Source organism: Tautonia rosea (assembly GCF_012958305.1).
GTDB lineage: Bacteria > Planctomycetota > Planctomycetia > Isosphaerales > Isosphaeraceae > Tautonia > Tautonia rosea.
Genome location: NZ_JABBYO010000014.1, coordinates 98292 through 112415 on the forward strand (window position 1 = coordinate 98292; position 14124 = coordinate 112415).

At 58.1% G+C, this 14124-nt stretch carries 8 protein-coding genes and 1 tRNA gene; 1 reads left to right on the plus strand and 8 read right to left on the minus strand.

Going from position 1 to position 14124, the window contains the following annotated elements; translation table 11 throughout:
• Positions 1–91 precede the first annotated feature (91 nt).
• The 3 genes from HG800_RS21380 to HG800_RS21390 all read right to left on the minus strand — a co-directional run bounded on the left by HG800_RS21380 (position 92) and on the right by HG800_RS21390 (position 5279).
• On the minus strand, positions 92–1372 hold the full coding sequence (locus tag HG800_RS21380; protein WP_169979297.1) for a lactonase family protein: 1281 nt from the start codon (positions 1370–1372) through the stop codon (positions 92–94).
• A 472-nt stretch (positions 1373–1844) separates the two neighbouring features.
• The gene (locus HG800_RS21385; RefSeq protein WP_169979299.1) at positions 1845–5015 is read right to left on the minus strand and encodes a hybrid sensor histidine kinase/response regulator; all 3171 of its coding nucleotides are present in this window, start codon (positions 5013–5015) and stop codon (positions 1845–1847) included.
• On the minus strand, positions 5016–5279 hold the full coding sequence (locus HG800_RS21390; protein WP_169979301.1) for a DUF4118 domain-containing protein: 264 nt from the start codon (positions 5277–5279) through the stop codon (positions 5016–5018).
• A 312-nt stretch (positions 5280–5591) separates the two neighbouring features.
• Between HG800_RS21390 and HG800_RS21395 the strand changes: the two genes are divergently transcribed.
• A tRNA-Ser gene (locus HG800_RS21395) sits at positions 5592–5680 on the plus strand.
• Between the two features lie 234 nt (positions 5681–5914).
• Here the strand turns inward: HG800_RS21395 and HG800_RS21400 are convergent.
• The 5 genes from HG800_RS21400 to HG800_RS21420 form a co-directional block, all read right to left on the minus strand.
• Positions 5915–7345, minus strand: a complete 1431-nt coding sequence (locus HG800_RS21400) for a DUF1501 domain-containing protein (RefSeq protein WP_169979303.1) — start codon at positions 7343–7345, stop codon at positions 5915–5917.
• A 24-nt stretch (positions 7346–7369) separates the two neighbouring features.
• Complete coding sequence (locus tag HG800_RS21405; RefSeq protein WP_169979305.1) at positions 7370–10723, minus strand: PSD1 and planctomycete cytochrome C domain-containing protein; 3354 nt, start codon at positions 10721–10723, stop codon at positions 7370–7372.
• Between the two features lie 121 nt (positions 10724–10844).
• Complete coding sequence (locus HG800_RS21410) at positions 10845–11672, minus strand: creatininase family protein (protein ID WP_169979307.1); 828 nt, start codon at positions 11670–11672, stop codon at positions 10845–10847.
• A 54-nt stretch (positions 11673–11726) separates the two neighbouring features.
• Positions 11727–13058, minus strand: coding sequence for an MFS transporter (locus HG800_RS21415; protein WP_169979309.1), 1332 nt, complete (start codon positions 13056–13058; stop codon positions 11727–11729).
• A 20-nt stretch (positions 13059–13078) separates the two neighbouring features.
• Entirely contained in the window at positions 13079–14113 is a 1035-nt protein-coding gene (locus HG800_RS21420; RefSeq protein WP_169979311.1) for a succinylglutamate desuccinylase/aspartoacylase domain-containing protein, read from the minus strand.
• Positions 14114–14124: the final 11 nt, after the last annotated feature.

Genomic DNA, 14124 nt, shown 5'->3' on the forward strand with positions numbered 1-14124 from the left:
AGTAACGGTTCCTCACTACCGTTCCTGAGGCGAATGATCAGGACGCCTCTCCATCACGCTCCGAAATCCCGGAGCGTGTGACTTCTTCCCTTCACGACGCTGGCTTCACCCTCGCCAGGTCGAGAAACAGGATGCAAGACGGGTTGCCGACGGGTACGTACTGGCCCGTGAATTCCAGGCCTCCACTGTCCCGATTCACACGAAAGACAGTCACGTGGTCGGCTCTCTGATTACAACAATAAAGGAAGTTTCCGGTCGGGTCGAAGCCAAAGCTCCGAGGATAATTCCCGCGAGTCCATTCGTTGCCGACCATGGTCAACGTACCATCCTGGCCAATCTCGAAAATCCCGATGCTGTCATGCAACCGGTTGCCTGCATAAACATGGGTGCCGTCCTGAGAAACCAGGATCTCGGAGCAGAAATTACTTCCTGCATATCCAGGCGGCAAGCTTGAAACCGTCTGCCTCGAACTTAACCTTCCCGTCTCGGAATCGTAGTCGAACAGAACGATTGTCGATCCTTCCTCCTGAATCGAGTAGAACCAGCGTCCGTTCGGATGAAAATGGAAATGGCGAGGACCATCCCCAGGGGGCAATGAGACAACTGGCGATTCACTCGGTTTCAACGTCCCCGTTTGATCATCAAATTCCCAAACGAAGATTTGATCCAAGCCCAGATCCACGTGAAGCACAAAACGCCCCGAAGGATCTGCCTCGATCATGTGGGCGTGGGTCCGATCATGGCCACTGATGGCAAAGCTCCCCGGTGGTGCGTGGGTGGCTCGCGTCGGGCCAATCTCACCTTCATCGACCTTGACCTCTGTGGCCTCCCCAAGCTGACCATCTGCAAGGATCGGTACCACCGCCACCGATCCCCCGAAATAGTTTGCCACCAGGAGAAAACGACCCGACGGATGAATGCTCACATAGGTCGGACCCGCTCCTCCAGACGGCACCGTACTGAGCAAGGTCAACTGACCGTCCGCCGGATTGATGGCGAACGCACTGACCGTCCCCTGATTTGCCTCGTCGATCCGATCCGTTTCGTTTGCCGAATACAGTCGGGTCCCGTTCGCGTTCACGGCCAGGTGGCTCGGGCTCGTCCCCATTTCGAACAGACCAGCCGGTGTCATCGCTCCGGTCTTTCGATCCACGCGAAACAGATGAATCCCTCGTCCATTGCCGGGGGGCAGGTCGACTTGCGTTGGCAAGACATCGCGCAGCGGAGAGCTGAACGTGCCGACATAGGCCAGAAGGTCTCCACCCTCACCGCCTGCGTTCGCACCCTCCGATCGGGCGACCAGGGCAGCGGTTCCTGCCGCGACGCAGCCCATGCGAAGGAATGATCGTCGGGAACGTTCGTATGCCATCATGATGCGTTCGCACTCTCTCAAGACGCCGGAAGGGCCTGGCTTTTTGCAGTCCAGGCCTTCGCTTCTGTCTCTGCAAATTGCTCCCGATCAACCGGTGATGCTGTCTCCAACACACCCATGACCGCCGACTCGCTGTGAACACGATGATTGGAGCGTAACGCCCGTCCTGGCAAGTGTCCAGGCTTGGATGACCGAGCAGACCCGAGCGCCTGGTTCTTCTCCATCACCGAGATTCCACCATCGTCGGGCGCCGACCCGTTCTCAATCCTCCACCATACCAGCGGCTCGATCGCATCGCCCCTCGTCCCGATCGTCCCCGAGTTGGTCATTGCTCGTGGTTCGATTCGCACGATCTGACGATCAGGCTTCGTGGGGCTTGCCTTCTGGGTTCCACGATAACGGGAACCTCAATCGAATTCTTCCGCCACCGCAAGGAACAAGGAAATGTTCAAGAATCAGGGAAATCTCATCATCAGGGAATCGATTTCGGGTACAACTGTCGAAGAAGGTCCAGCAATTCATCCGGGTCCACAGGTTTGACTAAGTGTTGATCGAAGCCGGCCTCACGCGATCGCAGACGGTCTGAGGCCTGGCCCCATCCTGTCAGCGCGATCAACGTCCGTGAGGCCCCCGCAGGCTGGCTCCGAATCTGTCGGGCCACATCGTACCCATCCATGTCGGGCAATCCGATGTCGAGGACCACCACCTCAGGTTGAAACTCATCGATCACTGAGAGTGCCGAACGCCCATCGTGGGCGATTCGTACATCAAGACCTGCCAGGCCCAGCAGCTTCCCGAGTGTCTGAGCCGAATCCAGGTGATCATCCACCAGAAGAAGCCGAGAGATACGGAAGTCTCCCTTCTCTTTGGTTCGCTCGGTCGTCAGCGACTCGGTCTGATCCATTTCAGCAAGCGGAAGATGGACAATAAACTCGCTGCCGGCGCCGATCCCCTCGCTCCGTGCCTCGACGGTCCCACCGTGCAACTGAACGAGACCCCGCACCAGGGCCAGCCCAATCCCGAGCCCCCCTTGCGATCGGTGGAGGGCCGGCTCGACCTGTGAGAAAATTTCAAAGATGCGGGTCAAGTGCTCCTCATCGATCCCGATTCCCGTATCGCGCACCGAGACGTGAACCTGCCCTTCCTTTTGCCGAACCGTCAACGTGATCCGTCCCTCGACGTCCGAATACTTCGCCGCATTGTTCAGGAGGTTCGAAAAAACCTGAGCTAATCGCGTCGGGTCGGCATCAAGCACAATGGGCTCGGACGGCATGTCAATGGTCAACTCATGCCCTCCCGCCTCGATCAACGGCCGGCTTGTCTCCACGGCCACCTGAACAATCGAGGCCACGTCGACCTTCGCGCGTCGCAGCTCGAGCTTGTTGCTGGTGATGCGAGAAACATCAAGCAAATCATCAAGCAGCCGGGCCATGTTTCCAACCTGGCGGTCGATGACGTCACGATGCAATTGCAACTCAGGATCAGGCGGACCTTGTTTCCGGAGCAAGGCAACGGCGTGGCGAATCGGGGCAAGAGGATTCCGCAGTTCATGAGCCAGGGTCGCCAGAAATTCATCCTTGCGACGATCGGCGTCCTGAAGCGCTTCGGCTAACCGCTTCGGCTCATCAATATCGGTGATCGTACCGTACCATCGTACGACCTGACCGTTGTCGTCCCTCACCGGAACCCCCCGAACCATGTGCCATCGGTCCTGGCCGTTCGAGTCTCGTAATCGAAACTCGGTTCGATAGGGGGTTTCCTCCCGAACTGACGTTTCCCAACGGTTGATCAATCCGGATCGGTCGTCCGGGTGAACACTCTTCACCCACCGATCCCCCATTCCCTCCTCGGTCGGCATCCCGGTGTACGCTGCCCATTGACGGCTCAGATATCGAACCTGGCCTGTCGGGTCGGCCACCCAGACTATCTGAGGCATGGCTTCGGCCAATTGGCGGAACCGGGCTTCACTCGTTCGCAACTCCTCCTCGCGAAGGTGTCGCTCAGTAATGTCCGTCACGTGCGCCACAAAACCCCGAACCAACCCTCCCTCGCCCACGTCGGGAGTGTACGTCGCACTGATCCAGCGCGTTCCCCCGTCCCGATACGGAACTTCCGACTCGTAGCTCACCTCCTCCCCAGCCAACGCCGCCTCGACATGCGGTCGAATCGTCCTCCAGGCAGAATCGCCCAGCACCTCCCGCATGTGCTTCCCAAAGACATCCTCGCGACTCATCGCAAACCATCGCTCATACGAACGATTATTTAATCGATAACAGGCGTTCGCGTCAACGTAGGACAGGAGTGCTGGAACCGCATCAGCGACCAGTTGAACCCGCTCCCGTTCCGATCGCAGGCGTTCCTCGATCCGGCACCGTTCTGTCACGTCGAGCACCAGCGAAAGCACGGCCACCATTCGCCCCATCTCGTCGTGCAGGACCGAGTTGTACCATTCACACCAAAGGGGATCGCCCGACCGACTTCTGTTTCGGTTGTGGGCCACGACAAACCTGCTTGTCGGGTCGAGGAGCTGATCCTTGATCGCTTCGACCTGCTCACGGTCCTCGAAGAGCAACGGAACCTCGTCAATCCGCGTTCCGATGACCTCCTTTGCCGTCCACCCAAACAGTTTTTCCGCCTGACCTGACCAACGCGTCACAACGAATTCAGCGTCCCACTCGATGACCCCCAACGGGGTATGATCCACCAGGGTCGTGAGCCTCGTGAGAAGCCCGGTTCGTTCTCGGTCCGCCTCCTTTCTTGCGGTGATGTCCATCACGAGCCCGAGCACGCGGACCGGGCAATCACTTGAGTCTGTCTCAACCTTTCCCTTACCGAGGAGCCAGACCACCGAGCCATCGGGTCGGGAAATCCGAAACTCGACCTCGTCTCCCGACCTCGTGGCGATGGCTCGGGAAATTGCGTCCTTCACTCGCGCTCGATCCTCGGGATGGATCAGTTGACGAAACCCGCTCAGGGTTCCATCGAACGCCCCCGGAGACACTCCGAGGACCTCCTCCAAGTTGTCAGACCAGTCGATCCGATCGCTATGGACATCCCAGTACCAGGTCCCCATGCGACCTGCCTGAAGCGCCAGTCGAAGTCGCCCCTCGCTGACTCGCAAACGCTCCTCGGCTCGCTTCCGATCGTCGATATCGGTCGCCGTTCCGAACCGTTGAAGCAGCCGTCCCGACTCATCCCGCACCGGCACAGACCGAATCAAATGCCATCGATACGTCGAATCGCTCCGCCGCAACCGAACCTCGGCCTCAAGAAGATCCCCCTGTCCAAAGGCTCGCTTCCTGATCGCTCGAATCCGAGGCTGGTCATCCGGGTGAACGGCCGCGAGCCATCCTTCCCGCGACACCGCCTCCTCGATGGTCATTCCCGCATATTCATACCAGCGTCGATTGAACGACTTGACCACTCCTTCGGGATCCGCGGTCCAGAGTATTTGAGGCATCGTGTCGGCCAGTTGACGAAATCGCTGTTCACTCTCTTCCTGCTTCAAGCTTCGTTCCGACCTCTCACCATCGTCCCTGCCCAGATCCACGATCGAAGTGGACCCAAGCCGAGCGGTCACTCGCCGTCGTTCTCTCAGCACCACCAGCAGGACCCCGACCACTCCAAGGAGGATCAGCTCCATCTAATCGGACGCCTGACCCATCTCGCGAGACGCCCGGGGAACGAGGACGACGCATAACTCGACGACCACTCCGAGAACGAGCGTCAGAATTGCAGGACCGCCCCCCCCCAACCACGACACGACAACCACGGCGAGCAAGAACGTTCCAAACCCATGATGCGGCCCGAACACCCCCTCCATCGCCAGGCGCACCATCGAGGCAACCAGGACGGCCAGTACGGCGATCCCGTAGCCCCAGGTTCGAGGGAGAGGCTGACGGAGCATGGACTTCTCTCTCACTACGGCGGCACAGCCAGAACGCTCGCCCATCCACAAGGACGTGGTGTCTCTCAGGATACACAACTCTGATCGAAAAGCGACCAAGGGTCCCCCACCCCGGGCACCATCATTGAAAATGCCCCGTCCCGAATCACCCCAAAGGTTTCGCTCCCCTTGCTCCCAATCGCCTCCTTATCGTACACTCGCTCAGAATCAGTTATGGTGCCTTCCGTAAACCTGATTTCCGACAATTCGTCCGAAGAATACCTTTACAAATCCTTCCATCGCAAGTAACTTAGTCCGAAGCAGTTAGAACACGGAGAGGTGACCGAGTGGCCGAAGGTGCGGCACTGGAAATGCCGTGTACGGGTCAAACCGTACCGTGGGTTCGAATCCCACCCTCTCCGCTAATGACCCTTGCTGAAGACTCCCCGATCACACGTGTGATCAAAACCGATTGGGGTCATTCCCTCGTCATTTAGACGAAGGGTGCCTGCCGAATGAGTGGCGAAATCTGACGTTCGGGAACGAAGTCCAGTCCACATCCGTTCTCGATCGATCAACTCCCCACGCAACTGCCCCGTCGCAGTTTCGTGGGGCTCGTCCTTGACATAGTTGTCGGATCTTCGGAGGAATGCTCCTCAGGCGATGATCTCGTTCAGCACCCGTCCATGAACGTCGGTCAGGCGAAAATCACGACCAGCATAGCGAAACGTGAGCCGCTCATGGTCGAACCCGAGCAGGTGCAACACGGTGGCGTGCAGGTCGTGCACGCTGACCGGATCGCGCTCCGCCCGGAATCCGAATTCGTCGGTTGCGCCGAAGGTTGTTCCTCCTTTGATCCCCCCACCGGCCATCCAGACGCTAAACCCATAGTGGTTATGGTCGCGCCCTTGCATCGACGTCCCATCGGCCGACAACTCAACGGTCGGTGTGCGTCCGAACTCCCCTCCCCAGAGCACGAGCGTCTCGTCCAGCAGTCCTCGTGCCTTCAAATCGGTCAGAAGCGCGGCGATGGGGCCGTCGATCTCCGCTGCAAGACGTCGGTGATTGGCCTCAATCTGGTCGTGGTTGTCCCACGGCTGACCCGCCCCGTGCCAGAGTTGCACGTAACGCACACCGCGCTCAATCAACCGACGTGCGATCAGAGTTTGCCGACCATGCACACCGTCTCCATAGAGGGCCCTGATGTGCGTTGGCTCTCGCGAAAGGTCAAAGGCTTCGGCCGCCTCGATCTGCATACGAAACGCGAGTTCAAACGACTGAATGCGAGCGTCAAGCCGACTGTCGGTCAAGGTCGATTGATGCTCCGAATTCAATACCCTCAACAAATCGAGTTGCCTCCGTTGGGCCTCAGTCGTAACGTGAGGATGCTCAATATTCTCAATCAATCGATCAATCGTTTCATGCTTCGAATCGATGTAGGTTCCTTGATACCCGCCTGGCAAGAACCCCGCCTGCCAGTTCTCGACCCCCTTGATCGGATACCCTCCCGGACAAAGCGCAAGAAAACCGGGCAGATTTTGATTCTCCGTTCCCAGGCCATATAGCACCCACGACCCGACACTTGGTCGTGATTGGACCGAGTCGCCGCAATTCATCAACATGAGCGATGGCTCATGATTGGGAACCTGGGCATACATCGACCGAATCACGACAATGTCATCGATATGCTTCGCCGTCTCTGCAAACAGTTCACTGACCTCGATCCCGCTCTCGCCATATCGTCGGAATCGAAATGGCGACGGAAACGCTGCCCCAGTCTTCCGCTCGGTCAGGAAGGTCTCCGGAAGGGCTTGACCGGAGTAGCGGGACAGGCTTGGCTTGGGATCAAACGTATCCACATGCGAGGGACCACCGTTCAGGAAGAAGTGGATCACCCGTGTTGCTTTGCCGGCAAAATGCGGAGCCCTGGGCGCGAGACTTCCCGCCTCAGACTCGATCGGAGACGCGAACAGGGAACCCGAATCCGCCAGCGCTCCCAGCGCTCCCAGCGCTCCCAGACCCAACCCTGATCGAGTCAACAATTCGCGACGGCTTATCCCACCTCGATCCTGATCCGGGCGATTCATGAGACATGCTCCCGATGGCCAAAATTAATCCACGAACAAGAACTCATTTGACATCAATAACACCTGGGCGAGTTGTTCCCAGGGACCAAGCCGATCGGTACCCTTTCCCGAAAAGTCGATCGTCGCATCCCAGGTCGTTGCCTCCTGAACACCCACTTCGGTCAGTACAGGTGCCCAAAGAAACTGATTACTGTTGAGCGAGTCCTTCAGATCCACCACGAAGTCAATCGAATCACCAGGCTGGACCGAAAGCGCCTCGACACCAAGCGATGCTCGACCATCCTGAACCTCTGCCGACGCGATCAACCCGACTCGGCTGCCGATCAGGAACCCTCGAACCCCGTCTCCCTGGTTTACGTCGTGGATCAAGATCGATTCAACGCGAATCGTCATCTCCTTCGGGGCAACCCATCGTCGGACGACAGCATGATTCCGGTCGTTCCCCGGATGCCCTCCCTCGGCGGTCAATTGCAGCCACCCCAAACGTGCGTCGGGCCACGATGCCCCCCCTTGCCAGGCGGTTCCCGAGAAGTAAGGCAACGATTGGAAGTCCACCAAGCGGCCCGACTCTTCGTCCATCCTCCCATATCCATATTGCCAGTCGTTCGAGGTTTGGGATCGGTCCTCGTTCGGTCCCTGCTTCGCCGCTCGCACCAACGCGAGCGACGCCTCCATTTCTACCGAGGACGGCTCTCGCTGAGAGACACGTTGATACAGCCGACGAACCCGCTCCCGCTCATCCTCCACCTCGATGATCTCCGCCAGTCCGGCCAGTTCCCTGGCGCGTTCCAACAGAAACGGATGGTTCAGGAAAAAAAGCGCCTGCTGTGGCACCGTGGTCTCGGATCGTTGAGGGATGAGCAAATCAGGGTTTGCAAAATCGAACACGCGAAGAACACTCGGAAGGTTCTCCCGATCCACCTTCCCGTAAACGGTTCTTCTGGTCGAATACGGGGGCGAGAACATCGGCTCCGCGGCCCCTTCCATACGCTCATCAAGGGATCCTGACACCCTGAGCAAGGCATCGCGCAACTCTTCGAACGTGAGGCGATGCACCGGCATCTGCCAAAGAAGTCGGTTCTCAGGGTCAACCTGCAGGGCCAAAGCCCGCACCTTCGGATCGCTCGGACCGCGAGACGATTGTCGAAACGTCGCCGATCGCACAATCTGTCGATGCAGATCTTTCTGGCTCCACCCCTCCTCCATGAACCGCGACGCCAGCCAGTCGAGCAACTCAGGATGACTCGGGGGCTCGGCTCTCGTACCAAAGTCTCCCGGAGATCGCACCAACCCATCTCCAAAATAGCCCATCCAGACCCGGTTGACCGCCACTCGGGCGGTTAAGGGATTGGTCGGATCGATAATCGCCTGGGCCAGTTCTCGACGACCACTCCCCTCCGTGAAGGGTTCTGCGTCTGACCCGGCGATGGCCTGGAGAAAGCGTCGAGGGACCACCTCTCCCGGACTCGCCGAATTTCCTCTCCGGAAAACCCTTGGCTCGATCGACCTGTCCCGATCGACCAGGATCGTCGCGAACGGTGGTGCCTCAGCCGATTGAAGGAGCCAGCGATCGACCTCCGCTTGAAGCTTCCAAAGCTCCACAGTCGTCTGAGTCGGGAAGAAAAACTCAATATTCACCAGGGATTCGTCGGGAACCTCGCAAGGAGAGTCCGGGCCAAACAGAACCTGTCGTATCGCCTCTGAATCGGGATCGTCGAGTCCGTCCGGTCGGGGAGTGCCCTTCGCCTCGGCCTCGGACAGTCGATCCTCCCATTCGGCGATCACTTCCTGAAAGAGCATTCCATAGCGTGTTGCGACGTCGTCTCGATCAATCGGTGGTTTCTCAAATGCTTGAGCAACCCTCGAATTCACCTCGTCTCTCCATTCTCCGGAGAGAGACCTGCTGATTGCTGCCGCTCGCTCCGAGAAGCCTTTCTCGGGCAGTCGGGTAAATTCATGCCAGGCTCGGAAGATGGGATCTCCCACTCTCCCCGCCCGATCAATCGTTTCTTGCCAGCGATGAACCGATGCCGGAATGAGATCACGATCAGTCAAGATTTGACTAAAGGCCTCGTCCGGATACTTCGAGAGCGCGAACTGCGCAACGAGATACTGCGTCACCCGTTCCCTCACCCGATCGGCCGCCGCGGCCCGTTCCTCATTCAACCGGTCGCGTAGCGCCTCTTGACGCTCCTGCAAGCCATCGTCAAAGGCAGCGTGTTTGAGACCGGCTTCCGAGTCATCAAACGCTGGAACCACAACCTCGGCACAGTTTCGGAAGACTCCGTAGAGGGCATAATAATCTGCAGTTGGTATCGGGTCATATTTATGATCATGGCAACGCGCACACGCGACGGTCATCCCCAGCATCCCTCGCGTGACCACGTCAATCCGGTCGTCGATGATGTCGTGCTTGACCCCGAGAAAGCGTCGACCCAGGGTCAAAAATCCCATCGCTGCCAGATCGCTCGGATCGTCCGCCACCTGATCAGCAGCCACCTGCAATAGAAGAAACCGATCGTACGGCAGATCCTCATTGATCGCCCGAATTACCCAGTCGCGATACGACTGAGCGTGAACCCACGACGCCTCCTCACGTGCATATACATACCCTTTTGTGTCAGAGTACCGCGCCACGTCGAGCCACTTCCGTGCCCAGTGTTCACCGAACTGGGGGGAATCGAGCAAGCGATCGACGAGTCGATCATAGGCATCCGCGGAATCATCGGTGACAAACGATTCAACCTCGTTCGCAGTCGGAGGAAGGCCGGTTAAATGAATCGAGGCCCGCCGAATCAATGTGCGGCGATCCGCCTCTGGCGCCAGGGTCAACCCTTCCGATTCGAGCCGATCAAGAATGAACTGATCAATCGGAGTCCGCGCGCGCTCCGAGTTTCGAATCTCGGGAGGAGTGACCGATCGAACCGGCTGAAACGCCCAGTGCCTTGCCACAGCCTCCTCAAGCGACGCAGACGATCCTGCAGGGGTCTGCCCCGACTCCGGGGCATCTGGCCACGGCATTCCCATCTCAACCCATTGCGTGAGTGCCTCGATTTCTTGGTCGGACAACCTCCCCTTCGGAGGCATCCTTGGCTCCGAGTCATACCGAACCACCTCGATCAAGAAACTCTCGTCCGGCTTACCTGGCTCGACGGCGGGGCCGGAATGTCCCCCAACAAGCAACGCCTGCCGGCTCGTCAACGATAGCCCTCCCTCGGGCGTCTCGTCCCCATGACACGAGAGGCAATGCTCAACCAGCAACGGGCGAATCGTTCTTTCAAAAAAATCGGTTGTCGACCGCTCGTCGTCGAAGGCTTGTGCCTGTTGAAATCCAAGAAGTAGAAGCCAGACACACACCCAGTAACTTTTGATCTTCATTGGACTGGCTTCCGCTCAACAAGACCTGGCCAGGACGATGCGAACGTAGTTCCGTGATCGTACTCATCCAGCCTAGCAAAAAGACGTTCGTTCAACACACCTGAACCACACCAACTGGGCTTCAGGTCCAGCGAATCTGAGATTGTACCGGATGTGTATGCATGTCCGCCCGCCGCTCGATCGGCCATTCACGTAACTCGTCCACCAGACCAATCAGACCTTCGACGGCAGCTTCGAAGATGATTTTTCCTTTCTCTGCGGTTGCCTTGGTCGGGTCGCCGTGAACTCCGGTCTTTGTCCACCGGCCCCAGAAGTCGTTGAATCGCACGAAATAATTCATCGTGCTATCACTACTCACGTACTTGCCCATCCGGTCATTATCCTCGACCGCCTTGTCCATTTGCACCCGATCACCCGCCAAATGTAGGTACAGAGAGGTTTCAAACTCATCCGCATGTGCCACCACCTTCGACTCGCGGATCTTCTCGAACGCTTCCATCAAGAACCAGAAGTATGTCGTGGCAAAGCAAAGCGACTCCGTCTCCAGCACCGTTTTTCGGGCGATCAGGTCGATCAACGGCGCGTTCGATCCATGCCCATTCACAATCAAAATTTTCTTGAACCCGTGGTATGCTACGCTCTTCGTAATGTTCAAGCAGAAATTAATAAAAACGTCTGGTTCAATATGAATCGTTCCTGGAAAATCGATGTGGTGCAGGTTCAATCCATACGAAATCGGTGGCATGACCAGCACCCGGTCTGCTGCCCGTCTCCCGACTTCCAGGCAAACCGACTCACACAGAAAAAGGTCCACATCCAGAGGTAAATGACTGCCGTGCTGTTCGGTCGATCCGGTGGGCAGTATGATCAGCTTTTCCTGCCCGATCGCCTCGTTGATCTCCGGCCAGGTCAATCGATTGTAGCGATATTCAGTTGCTGATCGAAACATGCCGATCACCTCCATCTTCGAAGAAAAACCGTGTTTGGACTTCCGTCTGAAGAATCACTCTTCGGAATCAAGCGACTGGGTACAGTCGATCAGGAGCCAGCAAATGCCGCTGCCGAGATACATGGTCGCCAGCAAAACAAATAAGGGGCCCCAGTCAGTCGTCGCCGTGGGCCCAGACGGCCCGATGGACTCGGTCGTGAACGCGTCAAGGACCAGCCCAAAGATAATTGGCATGATCACGCCTCCCAACGTTCCGGCCGTGTTGATAATGCTGAAGACCGTTGCGCTGAATCGTCCCCCGAGATCGGTACAGGTTCCCCAGACCGTCGGCTGACTCCAATCACTAAAGAACTTGGCGATCATCAACACCCAGGCCGCCGCCACACCGCTTGATTGGCCGACGACCAAGGCGAGCATCACACACCCGATCAGCTTCCCCGAAAAGCCAACCCCGCTCCGCGCCCATCGGCGATTTCCTGTCTGAGCGATCAACCGATCGTTAAGCCATCCGCCAACAATCCCCCCGATCGCTCCGCCCCAAAGCGGAAGACTAGCCAGCCATCCCGTCTGACTGATGTCGAAGCCTCTTGCGCGGAGAAAGTACGTGCCGATCAAGGCCACGAACACCACGTCCGATCCCGCATCGAGAAATTGCTGGAGCACAAAAAACCGCATACTTCGACTCTTTAAGGCCCGCTTCGGTGGCAGAACCACCCGCGCGGTCCCCTTGCTGACTCGGGGACCCGACTCGATCAACTCACGTTCCGCCTCGTTGACCTTGGGATGCTCCTCAGGAGAATTTCGAAAAAACACGGCGAAAATCACTGCGTAACCAATCCCGATCCCCCCCATCACCAGTAGCGCCGATTGCCACGACAGGCCCCACCACCCCATCAACACCGTTCCCAGTAAGATGGGAGACAGCGCACCACCTCCCCGCCCGAACGTGGTGGCGATCCACCCTTGCAGAACCGTTCGCCTGGCGATCGGAAACCATTGACGCGTCACTTTCGTCAAAGCCGGGTAGCATCCCGCCTGAGTCGCCCCGAACAACAAACGCCAGGCTCCCAGCAGCCAGAGCCATCCGGTCTGTCCCAACGCCGCCAGCGAGATTGACCAGCCAATCACGCTTGCCACGAGGAATCGATGCGGTCCGAACCGATCGACGATCACACCACTGGGAATCTGACCAGCAGCGTAGGTGTAATAAAAAAGGGAAAAGAGAAATCCCGCCTGGGTATTCGAGAAGCCATACGAATCCTGGAGCTCTGGACCAATGATGTTCCAGGTATATCGATGCAGGTAAAGCAGAAACGACATCCCGCAGGCCATGGCGAACACGCCCCAGCGAACATTGGTGGGACGCATCCGATCGTCAACGCTCATGAACCGACTCTCCCTTTGAATCACCAGGGTTGCTCGATTCCCACGCAGCAAATGAATTGCCCCTGCCGCACCCGAGCCCCCCATGCCTGGCCCACCACAATCCCATCGACCGGCGCCGTTACCGGCCAGGCAGGCTCGTCGATCCGAGCAAAGTCATGGAGGCGTCCCACCAACTCTCCTCGCTTCACCCGCGCACCACATCGCAAGACTTCTTCATAATGTCCGGCAAAGGGTGCGGGCACATAACACTCAAAATCAACAATGGCTGCACATTTCTGTGTTCCAGATGCATGATGATCGATTGGTTCGATCTCCCCCTCCAGCTGTCCGTGACGGATCGCCGCCGCCAGTACTCCCTGGCGACCAGAGCGTACCCCCTGCGAGAGAACCGCCTCGCCCCATCCCAACTCCGTTCCCACCGTGATCTTTCCCAATCGCTCTGCCTCACTCGTCAGCAATCCGGGTGTTCGGTTCTGGTAAACCATGATCAACGGAGTCCCAAACCATCGCGCCGTCTCCGCCGTCGCCTTTGCCTGCTCAGGGTCGTCGATCGGGTGAAAACTCGCACACGGAGCGAAGCGAATTTGCTGACCCCCCGAATGCAGGTCCAGCACAACATGCACATGAGGCCAGATTTGCTCGCGGACAAACCTAGCAATGCGGTGCGTGATTCCCCCGAGCGGTGCGCCATGTCCAGCCGCATTCACGAAGGCACGGTTGAGGTTCACGCCATCAGCCTCGACACTATCCCTCGTCCCCGTCCGAAACGCCTCAGGATTCAGGACCGGGATCAATATGATTCTTCCGTTCACCCGATCCGCTTCGATCTCATGAAGCAACCCCTTGATTGCCGCAGGCCCCTCGTACTCGTTTCCGTGCGTCGCCCCGAACGCAACCAATCCCCGGCCCACTTCCACGCGAGGACCAACGAACACGGTCAAGGGAATCAACTGAACTCCCCACATCGTATCGTGTTCCAGGGCCACCCAGTAATCGCGCCTCCCTGGAGATTCGAGATCAACGGCTTCGGGCAAAACGACTGATCGAGTGCTCATGCCAGGACCCT

Excerpts from the sequence above, each read along its gene's own strand:
- HG800_RS21380 (WP_169979297.1), bottom strand. The coding sequence starts at position 1,372 with ATGATGGCATACGAACGTTCCCGACGATCATTCCTTCGCATGGGCTGC.
- HG800_RS21385 (WP_169979299.1), bottom strand. The coding sequence starts at position 5,015 with ATGGAGCTGATCCTCCTTGGAGTGGTCGGGGTCCTGCTGGTGGTGCTG.
- HG800_RS21390 (WP_169979301.1), bottom strand. The coding sequence starts at position 5,279 with ATGCTCCGTCAGCCTCTCCCTCGAACCTGGGGCTACGGGATCGCCGTA.
- HG800_RS21400 (WP_169979303.1), bottom strand. The coding sequence starts at position 7,345 with ATGAATCGCCCGGATCAGGATCGAGGTGGGATAAGCCGTCGCGAATTG.
- HG800_RS21405 (WP_169979305.1), bottom strand. The coding sequence starts at position 10,723 with ATGAAGATCAAAAGTTACTGGGTGTGTGTCTGGCTTCTACTTCTTGGA.
- HG800_RS21410 (WP_169979307.1), bottom strand. The coding sequence starts at position 11,672 with ATGTTTCGATCAGCAACTGAATATCGCTACAATCGATTGACCTGGCCG.
- HG800_RS21415 (WP_169979309.1), bottom strand. The coding sequence starts at position 13,058 with ATGAGCGTTGACGATCGGATGCGTCCCACCAATGTTCGCTGGGGCGTG.
- HG800_RS21420 (WP_169979311.1), bottom strand. The coding sequence starts at position 14,113 with ATGAGCACTCGATCAGTCGTTTTGCCCGAAGCCGTTGATCTCGAATCT.